This window comes from Pseudoflavonifractor phocaeensis (assembly GCF_016901735.1).
Lineage (GTDB): Bacteria > Bacillota > Clostridia > Oscillospirales > Oscillospiraceae > Pseudoflavonifractor_A.
Genome location: NZ_JACLZC010000019.1, coordinates 21,051 through 43,818 on the forward strand (window position 1 = coordinate 21,051; position 22,768 = coordinate 43,818).

The following is a 22,768-nucleotide window of genomic DNA, read 5'->3' on the forward strand; positions in this document are numbered from 1 at the left end:
TGCAATGAATTTGTGCATAACCACGGAAAATTCACAAATCAATGGAATTAACCGTTGAGGCGGGCCTCCAGAGCGGCCTTCTGCTCCTCAAAGCCGGGCTTGCCCAGCAGGGCGTACATGTTCTTCTTGTAAGCCTCCACGCCGGGCTGATCGAAGGGATTGACCTCCAGCAGGTAGCCGGACAGGCCGCAGGCGTACTCGAAGAAGTAGATGAGCTGACCCACGGTGCGCTCGTCCCGGCGGTCGGCCTTGATGATGATGTTGGGCACGCCGCCGTCCATGTGGGCCAGGATGGTGCCGCGCATGGCCTGCTCGGCCACGAAGGACAGGGGCTTGCCGGACAGGAAGTTCAGGCCGTCCACGTTCTCGGGGTCATTGGGGATGGTGTAGGAGCCCAGGGAGTTCTGGAAGCTGACCACGCTCTCAAACATGATGCGCTGGCCCTGCTGGATGTACTGACCCATGGAGTGCAGGTCGGCGGTAAACTCCACGCTGGCGGGGAAGAGGCCCTTGCCCTCCTTGCCCTCGCTCTCGCCGTAGAGCTGCTTCCACCACTCGGCAAAGAAGCGGAAGGAGGGCTCATAGCCCACCAGCAGCTCGGTGGACTTGCCGGACTCATAGAGGGCGTGACGGGCGGCGGCATACTGCCAGGCGGGGTTGTCCAGGCCGGGGACAGCCAGGGCCTCCATGGCCTCGGCGGCGCCCCCCATCAGGGCGTTGAGGTCAATGCCGGCCACGGCGATGGGCAGCAGGCCCACGGCGGTGAGGACGGAGAACCGGCCGCCGATGGCGTCGGGCACCACGAATTCCTCATAGCCCTCCTTGTCGGCCAGGCCCTTCAGGGCGCCCTTGTGGGCGTCGGTGGTGGCGTAGATGCGGCGGCGGGCTTCCTCCTTGCCGTACTTCTCCTCCAGCAGGCTCTTGAAGATGCGGAAGGCCACGGCGGGCTCGGTGGTGGTGCCGGACTTGGAGATGACGTTGACGGAGAAATCCCGGTCCTTCACCAGCTCGATGGTCTCGATGAGGGCGTCGGTGGAGAGGCCGTTGCCCACGAAGTAGATGTCGGGGGTATCCTTCTTCTTCAAATTGTAGTTGGGAGAGCGGAGCAGCTCCACAACAGCGCGGGCGCCCAGATAAGAGCCGCCGATGCCCACGACCACCAGGGCCTGAGAGTCGGTGCAGATCTTGTCGGCGGCCTTCTGGATGCGGGCAAACTCCACCTTATCGTAGTCACGGGGCAGGTGGACCCAGCCGGTGAAGTCGCCGCCGGGGCCGTTGCCCTCTTCGAGCATGACGCGGGCCTTTTCCAGGCGGTCCTGACGGGAGGTGAGCCAGTCCTGGGACAGGAAGCTGGCGGCGTTGTTGAGATCGAGCTGTATCATAGTAAAAAATGCCTCCTTATACAGAGTGTACTTATAGTATACACCAAGCTGGCGGATTTTCCTAGTGCAAGCGAAAAAAATCAGCGGTCCAGAATGGCCCTCGCCCGGGCCAGCAGCTTTTCATACACCCCGTCCATCTGCCACTCGTTGGTATACCGGGTGAGCCCCTCCACGGGAAGCCAGCCCACGCCGCTGTTTTCCGCCGGGCGGATGGAGAGCGGGTCGGTCTCGTCGGCCTGGAGGAGATAGGTCACATTGAGATGCTGGTGGGCGGGCACATATCTGCCGTGCTTCACATGGCCCCACACCGGGAGAATGTCCAGGGAGGCGATGGCGGGGGAGAGGGGGCGGATGTGGACGATGCCGGTCTCCTCCCGGGCCTCCCGCAGGGCAACCGAGAGAAAATCGGACTCGCCGTCGGCATGGCCGCCGGTCCAGGCCCAGACGCGGTAGAGGTTGTGGCGGGCCATGAGCACCTTGGAGCCGTCGGCGTTGACGATGAACCCGGAGGCGGTAAAGTGGGCGATTTCGTTGTCCCGGGTCAGAATATTGTGGGGAAAGAGGCGAATATAGTCCAGCATCATGCGCTGGTCCGCCGTTTCCTGGGCGTTTTGGGGCGCGTAGGCGGCGATGTCATCCGGGTACATGGTCGCTCTCCTTTCTGCGGTAGGTCACATAGCGATAGACGAGGCCGTCCTGCTCCAGGGGCTGGGAGATGTCCGTGATTGCCCAGTCCGGGTCCCGGTCCAGGTCGGGGAACCAGGTGTCCGCCGGGAAGGCCGCGTCGATGCGGGTGACATAGACGGTGTCGCAGGCATCCAGCAGGGCTTTGTACACGCTGCCGCCGCCGATGACAAAGGCGTCCGCCGGCGCGGCGGCCAGCAGACTGGGGATGTCCCCGAACACCCGGCAGCCCTCGGGGTGAAAGTCCGGGTCCCGGGAGAGAATGAGGTTTTCCCGGTGCTTCAGCGGCCGCCCGCCGGGAAAGGTGGCCAGGGTCTTGCGGCCCAGAATGACGGCATGGCCGGTGGTCAGGGCGCGGAAGCGCTTGAGGTCCTCTTTCAGGTAGACCAGCTGGTCGCCGCCCCTTCCGATGGCCCAGTTTTGGTCCGCCGCTACAATGGCGTTCATCCCAATCCCTCCTTGCGCTTACACCGCCACCGGAATTTTTACGTCCAGGCTGTGGGCCTGATAGCCCTCCAGGGAGACCGAGTCGGGGGTAAAGGCATAAAAATCCGTGACCGACGGGTCCAGCTTAAAGGCGGGGGCGTCGTAAGGGGCGCGGGAGAGGAGCTCCTCCACAATGGGGACGTGGCGGTCATAGATGTGGGCGTCGGCGATGACGTGGACCAGCTCGCCCGGTTCCAGGCCGGAGACCTGGGCCAGCATATGGGCCAGAACGGCGTACTGCATCACGTTCCAGCCGTTGGCGGTGAGCATGTCCTGGGAGCGCTGATTCAAAACGGCGTTGAGCTTTTTGCCCGAGACGTTGAAGGTCACCGACCAGGCGCAGGGATAGAGCCCCATCTCGTGGAGGTCGTGGTGGTTGTAGAGGCTGGTGAGGATGCGCCGGGAGGTGGGGTTGTGCTTCAAATCGTAGAGCACCCGGTCCACCTGGTCCATCTCGCCCTCGGGATAGGTGTGTTTTACGCCCAGCTGATAGCCGTAGGCCTTGCCGATGGAGCCGCGCTCATCGGCCCAGGAATCCCAGATGTGGGAGCGGAGGTCGCGGACGTTGTTGGACTTTTTCTGCCAGATCCACAAAAGCTCGTCCACGGCGGTTTTCAGATACTGCCGGCGCACCGTGAGAATAGGAAATTCTTGGGACAGATCGTAGCGGTTCACCAGGCCGAACACCTTGACGGTGTGGGCGGGGGTTCCGTCCTCCCAGCGGGGACGGACGGGATAGTCGGTGTCCCACACCCCCCGGGACAGGATCTCCCGGCAGTTGGCCAGGAAAAGGGTGTCTGCATAGCTCATAACATTCGGTTCCTTTCACCGGGAAAAAGAGAAAAACCCCTTTGCACCGGAACAAATTTTGTGTATCATGGAAGGTATCAACAAAACAGGAGGCGGCTGGTCATGAAACTGCCCCATATCGGTCTGCGTAATCTGAAAACGGCTCTTTCCGCGTCTCTCTGCGCCCTCATCTACTATTTTTTTAACCGCAACCCCGCCTTTGCCTGCATCGGCGCCATCTTCGGCATGGGAGCCAACCTGGAGCACTCCAAGCTCCACGGCGGCAACCGGCTTTTCGGCACCGTCATCGGCGGCTTTTTGGGGATGGTCCTCTACCGCTTCTACCTTATTTTTTACCCCACGGGAGAAAACCGGATCCTGCTGGTGCCCCTCCTCTTTGTGGGCATTGTAATCCTCATTGTCCTGGCCCAGATTTTCTGGGTGGGAGCGGTCCAGCCCGGCGGGGTGGTGCTCTGCCTCCTCCTTTTCAGCATCGGGCCGGACAACTACATCAGCTATTCCCTCAACCGGATGCTGGATACCGGCGTGGGGGTGGTGATGTCGCTGGCCATCAACGCCCTCTTTCCCAGAGAGCGGCTGGTGGGGTGGATCAATTGGATCTGTCGCCGGATGGGCTGGCCGGAGCGGCAATGAGACGGCTTCCCTGCCGTTCCGTGATTTTCACCGTTTTTTCTACGTTGTGTAATGCCTCGCCCGGGGCGTACACCTCCACATAGTTGGGGGCGTGGCCCCGCCACAGGCCGTCCTTCTCCTCCTCAAAGAGCACGGGGAGGGTGTGCCCCACCCAGCCGTCCAGATAGGCCTCCTCCAGCTTTTTGGCCAGAGCGCCGGCCCGGTGGGCCCGGTCCTCCTTGACGGCGTTGGGCGTCTGGCCGTCCATGGCGGCGGCGGGGGTGCCGGTCCGGCGGGAGTAGGGGAAGATGTGCATGGCGGTAAAGGCGCACTTTTCCACAAAGGCCAGGGTTTCGGTGAACTCTGCCTCGGTCTCGCCGGGAAAGCCCACGATCAGGTCGGTGGTGATACCGGGCCGGTCGAAGGATACCCGCAGGAGTCGAACTGACTCATAATAACGCTGCGTATCATATTTCCGGTTCATACGCTTCAAAACCGCGTCACAGCCCGACTGCATGGACAGGTGGAAATGGGGACAGAGGTTGGGGAGCCGGGCCAGGCGGCGGCAGAAATCCTCGGTAACGGTGCGGGGCTCCAGAGAGCCCAGCCGGACCCGCAGGCCCGGCGCGGCCTGACAGACCCCCTCCACCAGGTCGGCAAGCCCGGAGCCGTCCCGAAAGTCCATCCCCCAGGAGGAGATCTCAATGCCGGTGAGGACAATCTCTTTGTACCCCTCCGCCGCCAGACGGGCGGCCTGTACCTTGGCCTCTTCCAGGGGCAGGGAGCGGATGGGACCCCGGGCGTAGGGGATGATGCAATAGGTGCAGAAGTTGACGCAGCCGTCCTCCACCTTCAGCATGGCGCGGGTACGGCCCTCCAGCCCGCCGGCGGGCAGCTGCTCAAAGGCGCGGCGGCGCAGGGCGTTGTCCACATGGACCACCGGCTCCCCGGCAAATCGGGCGGCCTGCCGGTCCTCGGCCAGACGCTCCAGATCGTCCAGAAAGGCCATCCGCCCGCCGGTGCCCGCCACCAGGTCCACACCCAGCGCGGCCACGGCCTCCGGCGCGGTCTGGGCGTAGCAGCCGCACACCCCCACCAGGGCGTGGGGGGCCTGTTTTTGCGCCCGGCGGATGAGTTGCCGGGACTTTTTGTCGCTGACGGCGGTGACGGTGCAGGTGTTGATGAGATAGGCGTCGGCCGGGCCGTCGAAGGGGACCAGGGTATGGCCCCGGCGGACCAGCTCGGTCTCCATGGCCTGGGTCTCGTACTGGTTGACCTTGCAGCCCAGGGTACAGATGGCGATGTTCATTGGGTGCTCCCTCATTTATAAAAATTGATATCATTCCATTATATCCACCGCAAAAGCAAATGTAAAGCCGTCAGAATGTGGATTTACAATGGGTGGGGGGTGTGGTAAAATAATGCCTGCTGAACCGGCCGAAAAAGGGATATCTCAGAGATTTGTACCCGGAAAGGGGAGGCTTCTGAGAAGAGAAAGGAATGTAGCCGTTTATGAAAGCCATTGTTACCGTGATTGGCAAGGACCAGGTGGGCATTACCGCAGCCGTGTGCACCCTGCTGGCCCAGCATCAGATCAACGTCCTGGATATCAGCCAGACGGTGCTCCAGGAGTATTTTACCATGGTTATGCTGGTGGACGTGTCCGCCTGCGATACCTCCATTGCCGAGATGGGCGTCCTGCTGGAGAAGGCCGGCTACGACCGCTCCCTCTCCATCCGCATCCAGCGGGAGGATATTTTCAACGCCATGCACCGCATTTAAGGAGGGTCCCCCATGCTCAACCAACAGGAAATCATGCAGACCATCCAGATGATCGACCAGCAGCATCTGGACGTGCGCACCATCACCATGGGTATTTCCCTGCTCTCCTGCGCCCGCAGCGACCCCAAGGAGGCCTGCGACGCCATTTATGAGAAGATTACCCGCTATGCCGAGCGCCTGGTGGTCACCGGCGAGGCCATCGAGCGGGAGTTCGGCATCCCCATTGTGAATAAGCGGATCTCGGTGACCCCCATCGCCCTGGTGGCGGCGGCGTCCCGGACGGACAACTATACCCCCTTCGCCGTGGCGCTGGACAAGGCCGCCAAGGCCACCGGTGTCAACTTCATCGGCGGCTTTTCCGCCTTGGTCCAAAAGGGCATGACCGAGGCCGACCGTACCCTCATCAAATCCATTCCGGAGGCCCTGTCCACCACCGATATTGTCTGTGCTTCGGTGAATGTGGGCTCCACCAAGGCGGGTATCGACATGGACGCGGTGGCTCTGATGGGCCGGACCATTAAGGACCTGGCCCGGCGCACCGCAGACCAGGGGGGCTTTGGCTGCGCCAAGCTGGTGGTCTTTGCCAACGCCGTGGAGGATAACCCCTTCATGGCCGGCGCGTTCCACGGCGTGGGGGAGCCGGAGAAGGTCATCAATGTGGGCGTCTCCGGCCCCGGCGTGGTGTATCACGCCCTCAAGGACGTGAAGGGTCAGCCCTTCGACGTGGTGGCCGAGACCATCAAAAAGACCGCCTTCCGCATCACCCGTATGGGACAGCTGGTGGCGCAGGAGGCCTCCCGGCGGCTGGACACCCCCTTCGGCATCGTGGACCTGTCTCTGGCCCCCACCCCCGCCATCGGTGACAGCGTGGCCCGCATCCTGGAAGAGATGGGCCTGGAGGTGTGCGGCACCCACGGCACCACCGCCGCCCTGGCGCTTCTCAACGACGCGGTGAAAAAGGGCGGCGTGATGGCCTCCTCCCATGTGGGCGGTCTGTCCGGCGCCTTCATCCCCGTCAGCGAGGACGAGGGGATGATCGCCGCCGCCCGGTCCGGCGCGCTGACCCTGGACAAGCTGGAGGCCATGACCTGCGTCTGCTCGGTGGGCCTGGACATGATCGCCGTCCCCGGCGATACCCCGGCGGAAACCATTTCGGCCATCATCGCCGACGAGGCCGCCATCGGCATGGTCAACTCCAAGACCACCGCCGTGCGCATCATCCCCGCCCCCGGCTGCAAGGTGGGCGACACGGTGGAGTTCGGCGGACTGCTGGGCTCCGCGCCGGTGCAGCCCGTCCACCCCTTCTCCAGCGCGAACTTCATCGCCCGCGGCGGCCGCATCCCCGCCCCCATGCAGAGCCTCAAAAACTGACCTACTTTCTTTCGAGAAAGAAAGTAGGCAAAGAAAGCTTAAATTTCGAGAAAAAAAGCAGGCAAAGAAAGCTTAAATCTGCCCCCAGACTGCGGTCTGGGGGCTTCCTTTTTCCCGGCGGATATAAAATAAGCGACGTAGGGGCGCCATATATGGCGCCCGCAGACTGTCGAAGAAGTGGAATGCGGTGCAGGAAATGTCAACGTGCCCGCATGGAAGCGGGCGGCCGCCAGGGTCGCCCCTACGAGGTGGAACGGCGGGGAGATGTGGGTGCTGCTTCCGAAGAGCAGGGCCCCGGACCAGCATTTTCTGGTCCGGGGCCTTTTGCCGGGGTTGAGCTGGGGCGCTTATCCCATCTGAATGAGAAGATCGGAGGTGTCGTCCCGGTTGGCGTTGCGCTCCATCTGGAGGGCGTTGACCTCGTTCCAGTAGTGGTCGTTGCGCCAGTTGGGGTCAAAAGAGAAGTAGATGCGCTTAGGCGTGTCGGTATATCGTCCGGTTTCGTCGCCGTTGTCGCCTACAAAGATGATGTCATCCACCTCCGCCGGGTCGATGGGGTGCTCCAGCTGAAGGGAGAGGGAGGCGGCGGCAAAAAAGATGCCGGTGTCCTCCCCCGCGGCGTAGTGGGAGAAGCTGAAGTTGCCGGGGAAGGACGCATCGACCCGGGTGCCGTCCCGCAGCAGCACATAGACCGGCCAGCCGCCGTTGGAGAGGCCCTCCGAAAGGGCGTTATACTGGTCCTCACTGCCGCACAGAAGGTCAAAGCTCAGGCAGATGGGGGAGAGGGAGAGATTGTCCATGAGCGCCAGGGTATCGCCCCCCAGTTGGACCAGAGACCGGCCCTGAAAATCATACTGCTCCACTCTGCTGCCCTCCAGCGGGATGACCACCGAGAAGTGGAAGCCCTCCAGGGCGATCTGGTCGTAGCAGCCGGCGGCGGGATTGTAGCGGTTGAGCTGGGAGATGGGGCCGATGTGCAGATATTGGCAGGTCTCGTCAAAGGTGCTGCCGTACAGGGTCAGCTGAAAGACCAGAGAGATGTGGTTGCCCGCGCCGTTTTCATCGGGCAGAGCGGTAAAGCCGTAGCTCATGCTGCCGGCGCCGTCCCAGTTCTGCGCCCCTTCCGCGTCCTGGGTGAGCCAGGCGGACATGGAACCGGCGGACTCGCTCCTGGTAGACACCCAGTAGCTGCTTTCCCCCAGTTCCAGCGCCTCCGGCACCTGGGGGAGCACGGTCCCCTCCGGCGCGGCCAGATCCATGGTCACATAGAGATTGCGGCTGTCCATGAGCACCTGTTCCACCGTCAGCACCGTGCCGGTGCCGTTGGGGTCCTCATAGACCTGATGGATGGTCTTGGGCTGAAGGCGTTCCTCCTGTTCCGCCGTCTCAATGCCGAAAAAGGCGCGGAACCCGGGAGAGATCCCCGCCACCGACACCGCCCCCACCGCGCCGATGAGCAGGGATACCACCGCCACCAGGGCGATGATCCGCCGGTAGGCCATGGGCATGGGACGGACACGCTCCGCCCCCGCGGCGGTGAGGGCGGCGGTCAGGGCCTCCTTTTCAGATTGGGAAAAAGACAGACGCTCCAAATCATCACGAATGGGATTCATATTCCGTTCCCTCCAATCGCACTTTTAATTTTGCTCTGGCCCGGGAGAGACGCATCCGTACCGCGTCGGGGCGCATCTTCCAAAAGGCGGCCAGTTCATCGGTGGAATAGCCCTCATAATAATAGAGGACCAGGACCTCACGGTCCTTTTGGGGCAGTTTGCGTATCTCTTCCAAAAGGTCGGTGTCCTGCCGGGCCGGCGCGGACTGCCGGGCGGCTTCTTCCAGGGGCACCTCCCGCCGCCGCCACAGGCTGCGGCGCAGATTTTTACACTCGTTGATGGTCACCCGGACCATCCAGGCCCGTTCCGCCTCCGGCGTGGGGAAGCGTCCCCCGTGTTCCAGCCGCTTGAGCAGCACGTTCTGCACCACGTCTGGGGCGTCGGCGGGGGTAGGCAGCCAGGTCCAGGCCAGGCGCAGGATGTGGTCCGACCAGGCGTCAACCAGACGCTTGGCCTCCTGTTCCCGTGCGGAAAGCTCCATAGCCATTCCTCCTTTGTCTCCTCTTTGGAACGCGTTCACCTATATAACACCGGCCGGAGGCAAAACGTAACCGGAAAATCAGAAAAAAAGACGGGGCGCAGTCCCAACCTGCGTCCCGTCAAAGGAAGGGTTCACCGCTCCTTCTGCTCCAATTGCAGCCGGTCGGCGATCATGGCGATAAATTCGCTGTTGGTGGGTTTTCCCTTGGCGTTGGAGACGGTGTAGCCGAAGTATTTTTGCAGCGTCTCCAGATCGCCCCGGTCCCAGGCCACCTCGATGGCGTGGCGGATGGCCCGCTCCACCCGAGAGGCGGTGGTGCCGAAGTGCTTGGCCACCTCGGGATAGAGCACCTTGGTCACGGCGTTGATGACGTCCATGTCGGCCACCGCGATGAGAATGGCTTCCCGGAGATACTGATAGCCCTTGATGTGAGCGGGTACGCCGATCTCATGGATGATGGAGGTGACCACGCTCTCCAGGCTCTGCACCCGGGGCGGCTGGACGGCCGTTTCCTCCGGGGCGCTGCCGGCGGTGAGCTGCCGCAGCCGCTCCAGCACCGTTTCCGGCTTACAAGGCTTGAGGAGATAGTAGTCCGCGCCCGCCCCGGCGGCCAGGACTGCCAGATTCCCCTGGGCAAAGCTGGACAGTACCAGAATGCGGGGCCGCGTCTCCAGTCCCCGCAGTTCCTTGAGCACCGTTACCCCGTCCAGATCGGCCAGGACCAGATCCATCACCACCACGTCCGGTCGGAGGGCACGGGCCAGAGAGACGGCTTCGCCGCCGTTGCCCGTCTCGCCCACCAGCTCCAGATCAGGTTCCCGTGAGATGGCGTCGGCCAACAGCCGGCGAAATTCTTCCCCGGCGTCGGCAATCAATATCCGTTTGTTCTCCATGTAGACTCCTTCTTCCGGCGGTATTCCGCCGCTTGTTCCCGCCTGGCCAGGGCTGTGTACCGGTCAACTATAATGTATCATAATGGGACAGCGAACGCAAGCAGTTTTTACCAGTTTTTGGATATTTTCCGTTCGACACCACTCGACCTCAAATTCGACTTTTTTGGGGAGAACAACAGGATTCGCGGCGATAAGCGCCGTTTTTTCTTTCCTTTAAGAAATATTTAACAGGCCGCCTGCCATGGACGGGGGGCAGGGGGCAGGCAACGGGCGAGGATATCCCGCCGATATCTTCGCCCGTTTCCCCGGCCGGTCAGAGGTTACGTTGCCGTACCCTCTGCCGCGTCCAGCATGGTTTCCATGAGAATGCCGTAGCCCTGGGTGGGGTCATTGACCAAAACGTGGGTAACGGCCCCCACGATGCGGCCGTTTTGCAGAATGGGGCTGCCGCTCATCCCCTGGACGATACCGCCGGTGGTTTCCAGCAGCCGGGGATCGGTGACCTTAAGCATCATCTCCCGGTCATCCCCCTCCTTTTCCGGGTAGACGTGGGTGATCTCCACCTCATAAGTCTCCACCCGGTCGCCGGCGATGTTGGACAGAATCTGGGCCTTGCCCACCTGGACCTGATCCCGCCGGGCCACCTCCACCGGCGTGCCCTGGGTCAGCGTCTCGTCGGTAAGGCTGCCGAAGATGCCCTGGCTGGTGTTGGACCACAGCTCGCCCAGGTCCCGGTTCACCTGGAAATCGCCCTGGAGCTGGCCGGGCGCGCCCACGGCGCCCTTCTGCACCGTGCTGACGGTGGCATACATGATGGAGCCGGACTGGAGGGGCATGAGCTGAGCGGTGTCCACGTCGCTCACCCCGTGGCCCAGCGCCCCGAAAGCGCCGGTGTCCGGGTCATAAAAGGTCAGGGTGCCGATGCCCGCCATGGAGTCCCGAATCCAGGCCCCCAGCTTATAGGCCCCGTCGGCGGAGCACTGCACCGCCTGGGCGGTCATCTGCACCTGGTCCTCCCCCCGGACCGCCCGGATGCTCATGGTCTCCCCCTCCAGGTCCTGGAGGATGCTCTGCACCTCCTCCACCGTGTCCACCTCGGTGCTGTTGATGTGGGTGATGATGTCGCCCTCCTGAAGGCCGCAGTCCCGGGCGGGGGCCTGACTGCCGGCGGCGGTGGAGACCTCGGAAAGTCCCACCACCATGACGCCGTCGGAAAAGAGCTTGATGCCCACCGCTCTTCCCAGCGGCACCACCGTTTTCACCGCCGACGCCGCCGACGCCCACGGCCCCTGGAGGACCACGCCCAGCACCGCCGCCAGCAGCAGCATCCGCAGGGCGGTCAGCACCCATGGTCTCGTTCTTCCTTCCTCCTGCATGGTTCGGATTCTCCCTTCCGTCCCGATGGGGACATCCTTACTATCTCCAGGAGAAGGGGCGATCCGTGCTGCCAAAGGGCGGAAGCACTGCCTTGTCAAAGAGGCCCAGCCCCCGTCCGGCGGCGGGTCGGCGGCGGCAAGGGGCCATGTTTGCGCAAAAACGGAAAATATTTATCGCGTCCAGCCGGAAAGCCATTCCTCCGCCTGGGCCAGCAGCTCCATGGTCTTGAATTTGACGATATATCCCTCGTCCTCCCCGGTGATGAGGGCCACCTCCCGGGCGGAAAAGGCCTCCTCGGGGGCACTCTGGGCCACCGCCTCGGTGACCGAGCCCAGACACAGGGGCGGAAAGACCACGCACCACCAATTTTGTCCGCCGCCCGTCCCGATGACCAGCCGCAGCGCCGTATAGTTTCCCGCCGGCAGGGCAAAATCCGTATAGGTTTTGGTGGGGAACCACACGTCCTCCTCCAGGGAGGCGATAACGGGATAGGCATAGCCCTCCTCCGCCACCGCCGCCGCGCCCGCCGCGGCCAGCTCCTCCAGATGGCCGGAGAGCAGCGCCATTGCCTCCTCCCGGCTGCTGCCCGGCGGGATCAGCCCCTCCGCCTCCTCCAAAATCCGGTCCCGCACCGCCAGCTTCAGAGTCTGGTCGGCCTCCGAGTCGGAGTTGGCCACCACATGGAGGCGGATGAGCTTATCGGCCAGATCGGTCTGCTCCTCCTTCAGGACGGCCCCCGAGAGGACCGCCGCCGCCAGACCGGCCAGCAGCGCCGCCTCCAGCCGGCGGAGCCTGTTTTTTTCACGCCAGAATTTTTTCATATGACTTCACCGTCCTATGTATGCTTACCCCGTAGTTTGGACGGTTTTTCAAAGATTTATACCGGCAAAAAAACGCGCTCCGACCGAAGCCGAAGCGCGTTTTGTATGGGTTGTCCTCCCGTTCCGCCTCTGCACAGACGAAGGGGAGCAAAGGGGCAGGCTTACACCTGCTGAGCCTTGATGAGGTTGGTGCTGCCGCTCTCGCCGATGGGCACGCCGGCGGTGATGACCACGGTGTCGCCCTTCTGGACGAAGCCCTCCTTCAGGGCCACGTTGACGGACATGGAGAACAGACGGTCGGTGGAGTCCACCAGGCCGGTCAGGCAGCTCTCAATGCCCCAGGAGATGGCCAGACGGCGGCGGGTCTGCTCGCTCTGGCACACGGCCACGATGGGGCAGGCGGGACGGAAACGGGAGATCATCTCGGCGGTGTAGCCGGACTTGGTGGCGGCCAGGATGGCGGAGGCCTCCAGGTCCATGGCGGTCATGCAGGCGGTGTGGGTGATGGCGTAGGTGATGCCGGGCTCGCAGACGATCTTGCGGGTGCGGAAGCGGTTCCAGTAGCGGATGGAGTTCTCGGCGGCGGTGACGGTGTTGACCATGGTCTGGAGGGCCTCCACGGGGTACTTGCCGGAGGCGGTCTCGCCGGAGAGCATCACGCAGGAGGTGCCGTCGAACACGGCGTTGGCCACGTCGGAGATCTCGGCACGGGTGGCGCGGGGGTTGCGGATCATGGAGTCCAGCATCTGGGTGGCGGTGATGACGGGGATACCCTTGGCGGTGGCGGCCTTGATCATGCGCTTCTGGAGGATGGGCACCTCGTGGGCGGGGATCTCCACGCCCAGGTCGCCGCGGGCCACCATGATGCCGTCGGCGGCGGCGATGATCTCGTCCAGGTTGTCCACGCCCTCCCGGTTCTCGATCTTGGCAATGATGCCGATATGGTCGCCGCCGAACTCATGCAGGCAGGCGCGGATGTCCTCCACGTCGCTGGCCTTACGGATGAAGGAAGCGGCGATATAGTCGAAGTCGTTCTCGGCGGCAAACTGCAGGTCGCTCCGGTCCTTCTCGGTGAGGGCGGGGAGCTGGATGCTCACGTTGGGGATGTTGATGGATTTGTTGTTGGACAGGGGGCCGCCGTTCTCCACCTCGCAGATGATGGACTGGCCCTGGATCTCCTTGACCAGGATCTCGATGAGACCGTCGTCGATGAGGATGCGGCAGCCCACGCTCACCTCGTTGTGGAGGTTGGGATAGGTGACGGAAATCTGCTCGGCAGTGCCCTCCACCTCGTCAGTGTGCAGGGTAAAGGTAGCGCCCTTCTCCAGCATGATGGGGCCGTTTTCAAAGGTCTTGATGCGGATCTCGGGACCCTTGGTATCCAGGATGGCGGCCACGCAGGCGTTGCGCTCGTCGCGGATGCGCTTGAGGCGGTTGAGCTGAGCCAGATGGGTCTCGTGAGTGCCGTGGGAGAAGTTGAAACGGGCGGCGTTCATACCGCCGTCGATCAGCTTGCCGATCATTTCATCGTTGTCCACGGAGGGACCGAGGGTGCAGATGATTTTGGTTTTTCTCACGTTCATACAAAATTCCTCCCTGTTGCGGGTTTCCATTTAATAACATTTACCAGCAACATTCATTATATCCCAAACTGATTTGCAAGAGAAGCGTCAAAAGCAACAAGAAACGGGGGCTGTGATGCAGGATGTAGACACACCTGCCAAAAGGAGACTGTTTTCGGCTTAATTGCTTCCTTACGAGAGCTGAAACAGCGTTTCGTTGGCGCTTGAGGTGGTGGCGTAGAGCATAATGACCAGATCCGGCTGCAATTCTTCGATGGTATCCATCAAATCACCGGTAAAATAGCGCAGATCAATGGTGTTAAGGGTCGCGCAGGAGAGGGCCAGGAAAGGTGTGATGGCGCAGGAGAAGGATTCCCGGAGGAGGAGAACGGAGCTTCCGTCAGGATTTTGGCGGTTTTCCACCGTGGCCAGGGGGTAGTCTCCCCCGGCGTAATAGGTGTAGGGGTTGCCGTTGAAGTAGTCCATCTGGGCCACGCGCTCGGGAAAGAGCACCGATTCCTCCATGGCGCCGCTGCGGTGGATGTTATAAAAATCGCAGTCATAGCACATGTCGGTAAAAAATTTAGGAGTAAACGCGGTAAAATCATCCACGCCCACATAGAGGGAGCCCACCCGTTTGCCCTGGGAGCCCAGGAAGTAGTCCTCATAGATGGTTTTTTCCCAGTTTGCCTCGTCGGTATACATGGGGTCGGTGAAAATGCCATAGGTCTCCAGCGTATCGGTCAGGGCCTGATAGCAGTAAAAGGCGGCTTCCGGCTTCCAGTGGTGGTCGGTGCGGAAAAACCAGTCGCTCCAGTTTCCTTCCGCGGCCAGAATGTCCCGCAGATCCACCGTGTCCACGCCGGCCTCCCGCAGAATGGACAAAAAGTCGTCGGCATAGCCGTTGCCGTAGTCGGCGATGCCCTCCGGAAGGAGGGTCTCCTCCATGCCCGGGCCGATCTTCTGGGGCGCCATGATATAGAGGAAGGGGATGTCCTCCTCCGCCAGGGCGTCCCGAAACGCCACGGCGGCCTGGGCGTTGTCCGCCACGGTGTCCTTGGGGCCGGTTTGGGTCATGTCCACAAATTGCAGGCTGTCATTGGACAGCCGCACCACCGTGTTGGCCGGGTCCACGTCTCCCAGCACCCGCCGGCCCAGCAGCCGCTGCACGCCGCCATAGAGCTGGATGAAGCTGTGGGAGCGGTCCAGATCGCCGTTCAGGTCCTCCTCCGCCTCCCCCAGGAAGGCGTCCACCGTGGTTTCACCACGGCGCAGCTGTCCCAGAGCGGCCCGCAGGTCGCTTTCCCCGGTCAGAAAGGGAAAAAGAGCGTAAAGGCAGCCTCCCAGCAAGAGGAGGAGAAAGAGCACGGCGGTAACCGTCTCCCGGGGTGTTGCGTGTTTCATGGCTCCTCCTCAGAAATTGAAGTAGATAAAGGGATTATAGGTGCCCTTGACGATCAAGCACACCGCCACCCCAAAGCAGGCCAGCAGCGCGGCCACGCCGGCGGCGCTCCACGTCCACCGCAGGGGACGGACCGCCCGGGCGTCCAGCCAGGAGCGGAGCGCGGTGGCGGTGGGGGCGGAGGCCACCGCGGCCATCAGGAGAAAGAAACCGTACTCCCGCAGATAAAGGGCCACATTGTCCGACCAAATGGGAAAATCCCCCAGGTGGAAGAGGACCTGGAAATAGGACGCGGCGGCGGTCAGCGAATCGGCCCGAAAGACGGTAAAGACCAGCACCGCGGCGGTGAAGGTATAGAGCCAGCTCCAGAAGGGCTTCCATTGCTCCGGATGGCCCCACTGCTTTTCCCAGAGCATGAAGCCGAAGTTCATCAGGCCCCATACCAGGAACGTCCAGTTGGCCCCGTGCCAGATGCCGGTAAGGAGCCACACCACAAAGGTATTGCGCAGCGTGGCCGCTGCACCGCGGCGGTTGCCGCCCAGCGGAATGTAGACATAATCCCGGAACCAGGTGGTCATGGAGATATGCCACCGCCGCCAGTATTCCGACACGCTGTGGGCACAGAAGGGATAGCGGAAGTTTTCCAGGAAGTGAAAGCCGAACATCCGACCCAGACCGATGGCCATGTCGGAATAGCCGCCGAAGTCGAAGTAGAGCTGGAGCAGGTAGCAGACCGAGCCTACCCAGGCAAAAAGCACCGAGTCGGGGCCTTTATCAAAGGCGGCGTCGGCCACCACCGCCAACTGGTTGGACAAAAGTACTTTTTTGGCCAGTCCCACCAGGAAGCGGCTCACACCGGCGGAGAAGTCCGCCCAGTTCTCCACCCGGCCGTCGATCTCACCGGCGATGGTCTCATATTTCACGATGGGACCGGCGATGAGCTGGGGGAAGAAGGAGATGTACAGGCCCACCTTGAAGGGGGAGGGCTGGACCGCCGCGTGTCCCCTGGCCACGTCCAGCACATAGCTCATGGACTGGAAGGTAAAAAAGGAGATGCCGATGGGCAGCTCGATGACCGGCGCCGTGAGGGCAAGGCCCAGATGGCCCAGCTGGGTCAGCACAAAGGTGAGGTACTTGAACACAAAGAGGAGGGACAGGTTGGCGGCCACCGCGCAGACTACGGGGAGGGTCAAACTCCGGCCGGCTTTTTTTCGCGCCCCCACCCACAGGCCGAAGAGGTAGTTTCCGGCGATGGAGCCCAGCATGGCAATGACGAACCAGGGTTCTCCCCAGGCGTAGAAGAAGAGGGAGGCAAAGAGCAGAAAGAGGTTCTGCGCCCCCCTGCGCCGCCGTCCGAAGAGGGGACACAGGCCGTAATAGCCCGCCAGGACCAGGGGTAAAAAGAGAAATAGAAAGACAGAACTGGAAAAAAGCATCCGGGGAACTCCTTTAGATCAGATAGCGTCCCACAACGGGGAGCTTGGAGAGAAGCCAAGCCACCGCCGCCGCGCACAGAAAGACGCCGGCTGCCAGCAGAGGAATGGAGACCGCCGGAGGCAGAGGAGAGAGGGTGGAAATACCATAGTGGCGCAGCAGCATGATGAACAGGTCGTGGGACAGGTAGATGCCGAAGGTAATGGCCGAGGTGCCGGACAACATCCTGCCGCCGCCGGCGGAGACGCGCTCCCCCACCAAGGTGCGAAAAAGTACAAAGAGAGCGACCGCCATGACCAACACGTTGGGGGCCATGTAGCTGTACAGGGTAAAGTCGGAGACGCCGCTTTGCCGGGAGAGGAGAGCGGTGCCCCATACCGTGACCACGCCTCCCGCCGCGCCCAGGACATAGAGCGTCAGACGGACCGGACGGGACAGGGAAAAGACGCGCAGATAGTAGCCTGCCACATAGTAGCCCACATAGCCCAGCACCAGAGAGAGATTCAGCTGATTCAGCCAAGTGGATACCGTCTGACTGGGCCGGAGCTTGAGGAGGGTAGGCAGCAGAAAGGTGACCAGAAAGGTCAGAAGAAAAAAGTAGTGAAAATCGGACCGGGAAGTTCCCTTCACGAAGGCACGGAGAATAGGGGTGACCAGATAGAGCCCCAGAATCATGGGCAGGAACCACAGATGATAGTGGAGATGACCCCAGAGGGCATTTTTCAGGGCGTCCACCACAGTCTGGAGCGACAGGGTATGGGAGAGTAGCAGGGCAAAGACCCCATAAACGGCGCTCCATACCGCGAGAGGGATGACCACCCGCAGGGCGTGGCGAAGCAGATCGGACGGCGCAAATCTGCGTGTAGGGTCCAGCAGAAACATACCGGAGAGCATAACGAAAACCGGTACGCACCAGCGCACGAAGCCGTCATAAATATTACAGGCCATCCAGGCCCAGCCGTCCACCGCCGTCTGTTCGATCCAGCCTCCCGAGAGGTGGAGGATCACCACTGCCGCTGTGGCCGCTACCCGCAGACCATCCCCATAGACCAGCCGTCCCTTGTCAGATGCTGCCATGCGTCAATCCTTGGCGGGCACGATCTCGATCCAGTAACCGTCGGGATCGGAGATGAAATAAATACCCATGGCCGGATTTTCGTAGCAGATACAGCCCATCCGGGCGTGTCTGGCGTGGATGCCCTCGTAGTCGTCGGTAACGAAGGCCAGGTGGAATTCGCACTCCCCCAGGTTGTAGGGCTCGGTCCGGTCCCGCAGCCAGGTCAGCTCCAGCTGAAAGCCGGTCTCCCCGTCGCCCAGGTACACCAGACGGAAGGAGCCGTCGGCGGCCTCCTTTTCCCGGACCACCTTCAAGTCCAGCGCCTTGGCGTAGAAGTCCAGAGAGCGCGCAAGGTCCAGCACGTTAAAATTAAAGTGGTTGAATTGCAGCATGGGAAACACCTCTTTCCATCAAAGTCGAGGTTATCCTATCATAAATGGGACTATTTCGCAAGTCGTTGTAGCGGACCTCATTTGCTCCGCATTTCCTGGGCCACCTGCCGCCCGGCGGGCGTGGCGGCCAGACCGCCCAGCCCGGTCTCCCGGAGGGAGGGGGGAAGGGCGGCCCCCACCGCCCCCATGGCGTCGATGACCTGGTCGCAGGGGATCTGGGAGACCAGGCCGGACAGGGCCATTTCCGCGCAGGTCAGGGCGTTCACCGCCCCCACCACGTTGCGCTTGACGCAGGGGACCTCCACCAGACCGGCCACCGGGTCGCAGACCAGGCCCATCAGGTTGGCCAGGGCCATGGCGCAGGCGTGGGCGCACTGCTCCCCCGTCCCGCCCAGCAGGGAAACGAGGGCGGCGGCGGCCATGCCGGAGGCGGCGCCCACCTCGGCCTGACAGCCCCCCTCGGCCCCGGCGATGGAGGCCCGGCTGGCGATGACCTGTCCGAAACCGGCGGCCACGTAGAGAGCCTGGATCATTTGGGCGTCCGCCAGGCCGTCCCGCTTGGCCAGAGGCAGCAGCACCGCCGGCAGCACCCCGCAGGCCCCCGCCGTGGGGGCGGCCACGATGCGGCGCATACAGGCGTTGCACTCCGCCATTTGGACCGCCTGGGCCATGACCGCCCGCAAAAAGGGAGAACAGAGCCCTGGGCCGGGGCCGGCGAGCTTTCCGCCCTCCCCGCCCACCAGTCCGCTGGCCGAGCGGCGGTTGGGGTCATAGTCGGCGGCGGCCTCCCCCATGGCCCGCCAGAGCTTTTCCATCCGCGCCCAGGAGTCGGCGGCGTCGGTCCCCCGGTCCTCCACGTCCTCCCGCTGCACCGCCTGCCAGAGGGGAAGCCCTTCCGCCTCCGCCCGGCGAAGCAGCCCTTCCACTGATGTGAAACCCATAAAAAATCACTCCTCCCCGCCGGCGTTGAGATAGGTCACCTGGAGCACCCCCTCCGTCCCCCGGATGGCCCGGAGGGTGGAGGAGGCGATGGCCTCGTCGCTTTCGATGATCATAATGGCCTCTCCGCCCCGGGCGCTGCGGTAGAGCTGCATGGAGGCGATGTTCACCCGGTCGCCAGATAAAATACGGGTGGCAATGGCCACCTGCCCCACCTGATCCCGGTGGCGGATGATGAGGGTATGCTTTTCCCCCGAAAACCCGGCGGGCATCCCGTCCAGCGCCATGACCCGCACCCGTCCGCCCCCCAGAGAGGCTGCCGTCAGATCGATGCGTCCCCCGTCGGCCCGCATGGCCTTGATGCGCACCGAGTTGGGGTGGGCATCCTTGAGGACGCCGTTCTGGAAGTGGAAGGAGAGACCGGCGTCGTTGGCCAGGGCGAAGCTTTGAGGGATGCGGGGGTCGTCGGGGGCCATGCCCAGCAGACCGGCGATGAGGGCCCGGTCGGTGCCGTGGCCCCGGCCGGTGGCGGCGAAGGAGCCGTGGAGGATGAGCTCCGCCCCGATGGGGTCCCCGCCCAGCAGCCGCCGGGCCAGCAGTCCGATGCGTACCGCCCCGGCGGTGTGGGAGCTGGAGGGCCCCACCATGACGGGACCCAGAATGTCAAAGATGGTCATACGTTGTCGTCCTCTCCGTGGGGATTGGCTTTTTGGTTGATGTACTCCGCCCGGTACTTGCCATAGAGAATTTTCTGCTCGCTGTACAGGCTGTCGTAGCCGGAGAGCATATAGGTCACGGCGCACACGATGGCGAAGAAGGGCAGTCCGCCCCCGCCAAAGACCTCAAAGGCCAGCAGCAGGGAGGTGAGGGGGCAGTTGGTGACCCCGCAAAAGACGGCCACCATGCCCAGCGCCGCGCCGAAGGGGGCGGGCAGGCCCAGCAGCGGCGCGGCCACGCAGCCGAAGGTGGACCCGGCAAAAAAGGCGGGGACGATCTCGCCGCCCTTGAAGCCGGCGCCCAGGGTGAGGGCGGTGAAAATGATTTTCAGCAAAAAGGCCTCCGGCCGGGCCTGACCGCCGATGGCGGCGGCGATGACGGCGCTGCCCGCGCCGTTGTAGTCCCGGCAGCCCACCAGCAGGGTGAGAAGCACCACCAGCAGACCACCCACCACACCGCGCAGCAGGTGGCTGGTGAAAAAGCGGTCGTAGAGGTGGGAGATCCCGTGCATGATGCGGCAGAAGAGGATGGACACCACCGCCAGCAGCAGACCCAGGCCCAGCACCTGGAGCATGGGCAGGGGCTCCAGAGCGGGGACGCCGGACAGGGGGAAGGCGGTGGGCGCCACGCCGCACAATCCGGCCACCCATACTCCGATGAGGGCGGAGAGGGTGCAGGGCACCAGAGCGGCGTAGTAGAGCACGCCCACGCTCACCACCTCCATGGCGAAAATGGCGGCGGCAAGAGGGGTGCCGAAGAGGGCGGCAAAGGCGGCGGACATGCCGCACATGGTGATGACCCGGCGGTCCTTTTCGTCCAGATGGGTCCACTGGCCGATTTTGGAGGAGATGGAGCCGCCGATCTGGAGAATGGCCCCTTCCCGACCGGAGGAGCCGCCCAGCAGGTGGGTGAGGATGGTAGACAAAAACACCAGCGGCGCGGTGCGCAGCCGGAGGGGGGCGTCCTCCCGCACGGCCACCAGCACAAAGTTGGTGCCCCGGTCCTTTTCCATGCCGCACACCCGGTAGAGCAGGGCGATGGCCGCGCCACCCACCGGCAGGAGATAGAGCAGCCAGGGCCATTTCGTCTGTACCCCGGTGGCCCAGGCAAAGCAAAGGTAAAAGGCGCTGCTCACCAGCCCCACCACCACGCCGATGACGGCGGAGAAGAGGACCCAGCGCACAAAGACGACGCCGTGTCCCGCCATTCGTTTGCCACGCGAAAGCAGTTGATCCATATCTCAGTCTCTCCCTTACGCCGGCCCTTCATACCGCCGGCCTGTTTTTGGCGGACATCATTATATCACATCCAAGCCAGGGGCCGCATCCATTTTTCTCCCTTTTGTACAGAGAAACCAGTCGCTTTTTTCGTGCAAACAGACATAGGGTGTGATATACTGTTGTAGGCGTCCTCAGAGACGCGACTTTGGTTCCCGTATTGCAGAAGGAGGAATTTCTCTTGGACGAACCGTTATGGCCGCAGCTGCTGCTCCAGGCCATCCTGATTGCCCTCAACGCGTTTTTTGCCTCCTCGGAGATTGCGCTGCTCTCCCTCAACGAGGGGATGCTCCGCCTTCAGGCCGAGGAGGGCGACAAGACCGCCGGACGGCTGCTGGCCATTGTGGAAGCCCCCACCCGCTTCCTCTCCACCATTCAGATCGGCATTACCCTGGCCGGGTTCCTGGGCTCCGCCTTTGCCGCGGAAAACTTCGCCGGACGGCTCACCGCCGCCGCGGTGGACCTGTGGGCCCTGAACGATGCCGCCGCCGGTGTGGTGAATACCCTTTCGGTGGTGGTGGTCACCGTGATTTTGTCCTTTTTTACCCTGGTGTTCGGCGAGCTGGTGCCCAAACGGGTGGCCATGCAGAAGGCCGAGGCGGTGGCCCGCTTTACCGCCGGGGTCATCCGGGTTTTGTCGGTGGTGATGCGCCCGGTGATCTGGCTGCTTACTGTCTCCACCAACGGAATGCTGCGCCTGCTGGGCCTGGACCCCGACGGCGACGAGGAGGAGGTCTCCGAGGAGGGCATCCGCATGATGATGGACCTGGGCGAGGAGCAGGGCGCCATCCAGAGCGACGAAAAGGCCATCATTGAAAATGTCTTTGATTTCAACGACCTGACCGCCGAGGAGGTCATGGTACACCGCACCGATATGGTGACCCTGTCCATGGAGGACAGCGACGAGACCATCCTGGATACCATCAAGACCAGCGGCCTGTCCCGCTTCCCGGTGTGCGGCGAGGATGTGGACGATATCCTGGGCATCCTTTCTACCCGCACCTATCTCCTCAACCGGAGCAGCCCCGCCCCCAAGCCCTTGAAAGCCCTGCTGCGCAAGCCGTACTTTGTGCCCGGCTCGGTGGAGGCCCATAAGCTCTTCCGGGACCTGCAGGCCAAAAAGGTACACATGGCCATTGTGGTGGACGAATACGGCGGTACCGCCGGCCTTTTGACCCTGGAGGACCTGCTGGAGGAGATCGTGGGCAATATTTACGACGAGTTCGATCCCCAAGAGCGGCCGGAGATCATCCCGCTGGGGGAGGGGCGCTGGCGGGTATCCGGCGGCGCGCCGCTGGACGAGGTGGCCGAGGCCCTGGGGGTAACCTTCCCCGAAGAGGAGGAGGCCGAGACCCTGGGCGGACTGGTGTTTGAGCAGTTTTCCGTTCTGCCCGAGGACGGCAGCCATCCGGAGGTGGAGATCTACGGTCTTACCATCCGGGTGGAGCTCCTCCGGGAGCGCCGCGTCGAATGGGCCCTACTTTCTTTCTCAGAAAGCCCTACTTTCTTTCGAGAAAGAAAGTAGGCAAAGAAAGCTTTCATCTGGCCCCGGACCGCTGGTCCGGGGCTCGGCTTGTCGAAAAAGCCTGTTGACTCCTATCAAAATGAAAGTATCCTGCGGGAAGAATGCAGATTGCCGCAGGATCGTTTTTCGATTTTCCATATAGGAACGGCCC

The 22,768-nt window shown here is 62.7% G+C and carries 22 protein-coding genes; 4 read left to right on the forward strand and 18 right to left on the reverse strand.

Annotation, left to right across the window (positions count from 1 at the left end; all coding sequences use genetic code 11):
• Positions 1–47: 47 nt before the first annotated feature.
• From H7U37_RS05975 to thyA, 4 genes are all read right to left on the reverse strand, one after another.
• The gene (locus tag H7U37_RS05975) at positions 48–1,382 is read right to left on the reverse strand and encodes a glucose-6-phosphate isomerase (protein WP_204874398.1); all 1,335 of its coding nucleotides are present in this window, start codon (positions 1,380–1,382) and stop codon (positions 48–50) included.
• 80 nt (positions 1,383–1,462) lie between these two features.
• The gene (locus H7U37_RS05980; protein ID WP_204874399.1) at positions 1,463–2,029 is read right to left on the reverse strand and encodes an NUDIX hydrolase; all 567 of its coding nucleotides are present in this window, start codon (positions 2,027–2,029) and stop codon (positions 1,463–1,465) included.
• The gene (locus tag H7U37_RS05985) at positions 2,016–2,513 is read right to left on the reverse strand and encodes a dihydrofolate reductase (protein WP_204874400.1); all 498 of its coding nucleotides are present in this window, start codon (positions 2,511–2,513) and stop codon (positions 2,016–2,018) included. Before H7U37_RS05985 ends, H7U37_RS05980 begins: the two co-directional genes overlap by 14 nt.
• A gap of 18 nt (positions 2,514–2,531) precedes the next feature.
• Complete coding sequence (gene thyA / locus H7U37_RS05990) at positions 2,532–3,362, reverse strand: thymidylate synthase (protein WP_204874402.1); 831 nt, start codon at positions 3,360–3,362, stop codon at positions 2,532–2,534.
• Positions 3,363–3,464: 102 nt separating this feature from the next.
• On the opposite strand from thyA, the gene H7U37_RS05995 reads away from it, so the two are divergent.
• Positions 3,465–3,995: an FUSC family protein gene (locus tag H7U37_RS05995; RefSeq protein ID WP_204874403.1), complete on the forward strand. Its 531-nt coding sequence runs from the start codon at positions 3,465–3,467 to the stop codon at positions 3,993–3,995.
• Here the strand turns inward: H7U37_RS05995 and mtaB are convergent.
• Positions 3,952–5,283, reverse strand: a complete 1,332-nt coding sequence (mtaB, locus tag H7U37_RS06000; RefSeq protein ID WP_204874405.1) for a tRNA (N(6)-L-threonylcarbamoyladenosine(37)-C(2))-methylthiotransferase MtaB — start codon at positions 5,281–5,283, stop codon at positions 3,952–3,954. The two genes, H7U37_RS05995 and mtaB, sit on opposite strands and share 44 nt — an antisense overlap.
• Before the next feature lie 203 nt (positions 5,284–5,486).
• On the opposite strand from mtaB, the gene H7U37_RS06005 reads away from it, so the two are divergent.
• Together H7U37_RS06005 and H7U37_RS06010 are read left to right on the forward strand one after the other, a co-directional pair.
• Entirely contained in the window at positions 5,487–5,756 is a 270-nt protein-coding gene (locus H7U37_RS06005) for an ACT domain-containing protein (RefSeq protein WP_204874407.1), read from the forward strand.
• A gap of 12 nt (positions 5,757–5,768) precedes the next feature.
• Positions 5,769–7,127, forward strand: a complete 1,359-nt coding sequence (locus H7U37_RS06010) for a PFL family protein (protein WP_204874409.1) — start codon at positions 5,769–5,771, stop codon at positions 7,125–7,127.
• 347 nt (positions 7,128–7,474) lie between these two features.
• Here the strand turns inward: H7U37_RS06010 and H7U37_RS06015 are convergent, their stop codons facing one another.
• The 13 genes from H7U37_RS06015 to H7U37_RS06075 form a co-directional block, all read right to left on the reverse strand.
• Positions 7,475–8,740, reverse strand: a complete 1,266-nt coding sequence (locus H7U37_RS06015; RefSeq protein ID WP_204874411.1) for a DUF4179 domain-containing protein — start codon at positions 8,738–8,740, stop codon at positions 7,475–7,477.
• The gene (locus H7U37_RS06020) at positions 8,724–9,221 is read right to left on the reverse strand and encodes an RNA polymerase sigma factor (RefSeq protein WP_204874413.1); all 498 of its coding nucleotides are present in this window, start codon (positions 9,219–9,221) and stop codon (positions 8,724–8,726) included. The genes H7U37_RS06015 and H7U37_RS06020 overlap by 17 nt, the downstream gene beginning before the upstream one ends.
• 131 nt (positions 9,222–9,352) lie before the next feature.
• Positions 9,353–10,114 carry a sporulation transcription factor Spo0A gene (spo0A, locus tag H7U37_RS06025; protein WP_204874415.1) on the reverse strand — a complete coding sequence of 254 codons (762 nt, stop codon included), beginning with the start codon at positions 10,112–10,114 and terminating at the stop codon, positions 9,353–9,355.
• 320 nt (positions 10,115–10,434) lie between these two features.
• Positions 10,435–11,490 (reverse strand): SpoIVB peptidase, encoded by a 1,056-nt coding sequence (spoIVB, locus tag H7U37_RS06030; protein ID WP_204874417.1) that lies wholly within the window; start codon positions 11,488–11,490, stop codon positions 10,435–10,437.
• 171 nt (positions 11,491–11,661) lie between these two features.
• Positions 11,662–12,312, reverse strand: a complete 651-nt coding sequence (locus H7U37_RS06035; RefSeq protein WP_204874420.1) for a stage II sporulation protein R — start codon at positions 12,310–12,312, stop codon at positions 11,662–11,664.
• Positions 12,313–12,473: 161 nt separating this feature from the next.
• A complete protein-coding gene (pyk, locus tag H7U37_RS06040; protein WP_204874423.1) occupies positions 12,474–13,895 on the reverse strand; it encodes a pyruvate kinase in 1,422 nt (473 codons plus the stop codon).
• Positions 13,896–14,066: 171 nt separating this feature from the next.
• On the reverse strand, positions 14,067–15,278 hold the full coding sequence (locus H7U37_RS06045) for a DHHW family protein (RefSeq protein ID WP_204874425.1): 1,212 nt from the start codon (positions 15,276–15,278) through the stop codon (positions 14,067–14,069).
• A 9-nt stretch (positions 15,279–15,287) separates the two neighbouring features.
• On the reverse strand, positions 15,288–16,712 hold the full coding sequence (locus H7U37_RS06050) for an MBOAT family O-acyltransferase (protein WP_204874427.1): 1,425 nt from the start codon (positions 16,710–16,712) through the stop codon (positions 15,288–15,290).
• 13 nt (positions 16,713–16,725) lie between these two features.
• Entirely contained in the window at positions 16,726–17,787 is a 1,062-nt protein-coding gene (locus H7U37_RS06055; RefSeq protein WP_204874429.1) for an acyltransferase, read from the reverse strand.
• A 3-nt stretch (positions 17,788–17,790) separates the two neighbouring features.
• Positions 17,791–18,159 carry a VOC family protein gene (locus H7U37_RS06060; RefSeq protein ID WP_204874431.1) on the reverse strand — a complete coding sequence of 123 codons (369 nt, stop codon included), beginning with the start codon at positions 18,157–18,159 and terminating at the stop codon, positions 17,791–17,793.
• A gap of 77 nt (positions 18,160–18,236) precedes the next feature.
• Positions 18,237–19,100, reverse strand: coding sequence for an L-serine ammonia-lyase, iron-sulfur-dependent, subunit alpha (sdaAA, locus tag H7U37_RS06065; RefSeq protein WP_204874433.1), 864 nt, complete (start codon positions 19,098–19,100; stop codon positions 18,237–18,239).
• A gap of 6 nt (positions 19,101–19,106) precedes the next feature.
• Complete coding sequence (gene sdaAB / locus H7U37_RS06070; protein WP_204874434.1) at positions 19,107–19,775, reverse strand: L-serine ammonia-lyase, iron-sulfur-dependent subunit beta; 669 nt, start codon at positions 19,773–19,775, stop codon at positions 19,107–19,109.
• A complete protein-coding gene (locus H7U37_RS06075) occupies positions 19,772–21,052 on the reverse strand; it encodes a chloride channel protein (RefSeq protein WP_204874435.1) in 1,281 nt (426 codons plus the stop codon). The genes sdaAB and H7U37_RS06075 overlap by 4 nt, the downstream gene beginning before the upstream one ends.
• A 221-nt stretch (positions 21,053–21,273) precedes the next feature.
• Here H7U37_RS06075 and H7U37_RS06080 point away from each other — a divergent pair, with 221 nt between their 5' ends.
• Positions 21,274–22,617 (forward strand): hemolysin family protein, encoded by a 1,344-nt coding sequence (locus tag H7U37_RS06080; RefSeq protein ID WP_243413556.1) that lies wholly within the window; start codon positions 21,274–21,276, stop codon positions 22,615–22,617.
• Positions 22,618–22,768 lie beyond the last annotated feature (151 nt).

Bases quoted from the DNA above. Each gene is read 5' to 3' on its own strand.
- mtaB (WP_204874405.1), bottom strand. From the start codon at position 5,283: ATGAACATCGCCATCTGTACCCTGGGCTGCAAGGTCAACCAGTACGAG.
- H7U37_RS06055 (WP_204874429.1), bottom strand. From the start codon at position 17,787: ATGGCAGCATCTGACAAGGGACGGCTGGTCTATGGGGATGGTCTGCGG.
- H7U37_RS06005 (WP_204874407.1), top strand. From the start codon at position 5,487: ATGAAAGCCATTGTTACCGTGATTGGCAAGGACCAGGTGGGCATTACC.
- sdaAA (WP_204874433.1), bottom strand. From the start codon at position 19,100: ATGGGTTTCACATCAGTGGAAGGGCTGCTTCGCCGGGCGGAGGCGGAA.
- spoIVB (WP_204874417.1), bottom strand. From the start codon at position 11,490: ATGCAGGAGGAAGGAAGAACGAGACCATGGGTGCTGACCGCCCTGCGG.
- H7U37_RS06075 (WP_204874435.1), bottom strand. From the start codon at position 21,052: ATGGATCAACTGCTTTCGCGTGGCAAACGAATGGCGGGACACGGCGTC.
- H7U37_RS06060 (WP_204874431.1), bottom strand. From the start codon at position 18,159: ATGCTGCAATTCAACCACTTTAATTTTAACGTGCTGGACCTTGCGCGC.
- H7U37_RS06050 (WP_204874427.1), bottom strand. From the start codon at position 16,712: ATGCTTTTTTCCAGTTCTGTCTTTCTATTTCTCTTTTTACCCCTGGTC.
- H7U37_RS06035 (WP_204874420.1), bottom strand. From the start codon at position 12,312: ATGAAAAAATTCTGGCGTGAAAAAAACAGGCTCCGCCGGCTGGAGGCG.
- H7U37_RS06020 (WP_204874413.1), bottom strand. From the start codon at position 9,221: ATGGAGCTTTCCGCACGGGAACAGGAGGCCAAGCGTCTGGTTGACGCC.
- H7U37_RS05975 (WP_204874398.1), bottom strand. From the start codon at position 1,382: ATGATACAGCTCGATCTCAACAACGCCGCCAGCTTCCTGTCCCAGGAC.
- spo0A (WP_204874415.1), bottom strand. From the start codon at position 10,114: ATGGAGAACAAACGGATATTGATTGCCGACGCCGGGGAAGAATTTCGC.
- H7U37_RS05985 (WP_204874400.1), bottom strand. From the start codon at position 2,513: ATGAACGCCATTGTAGCGGCGGACCAAAACTGGGCCATCGGAAGGGGC.
- H7U37_RS05980 (WP_204874399.1), bottom strand. From the start codon at position 2,029: ATGTACCCGGATGACATCGCCGCCTACGCGCCCCAAAACGCCCAGGAA.
- pyk (WP_204874423.1), bottom strand. From the start codon at position 13,895: ATGAACGTGAGAAAAACCAAAATCATCTGCACCCTCGGTCCCTCCGTG.
- H7U37_RS05995 (WP_204874403.1), top strand. From the start codon at position 3,465: ATGAAACTGCCCCATATCGGTCTGCGTAATCTGAAAACGGCTCTTTCC.
- H7U37_RS06015 (WP_204874411.1), bottom strand. From the start codon at position 8,740: ATGAATCCCATTCGTGATGATTTGGAGCGTCTGTCTTTTTCCCAATCT.
- thyA (WP_204874402.1), bottom strand. From the start codon at position 3,362: ATGAGCTATGCAGACACCCTTTTCCTGGCCAACTGCCGGGAGATCCTG.
- sdaAB (WP_204874434.1), bottom strand. From the start codon at position 19,775: ATGACCATCTTTGACATTCTGGGTCCCGTCATGGTGGGGCCCTCCAGC.
- H7U37_RS06045 (WP_204874425.1), bottom strand. From the start codon at position 15,278: ATGAAACACGCAACACCCCGGGAGACGGTTACCGCCGTGCTCTTTCTC.
- H7U37_RS06010 (WP_204874409.1), top strand. From the start codon at position 5,769: ATGCTCAACCAACAGGAAATCATGCAGACCATCCAGATGATCGACCAG.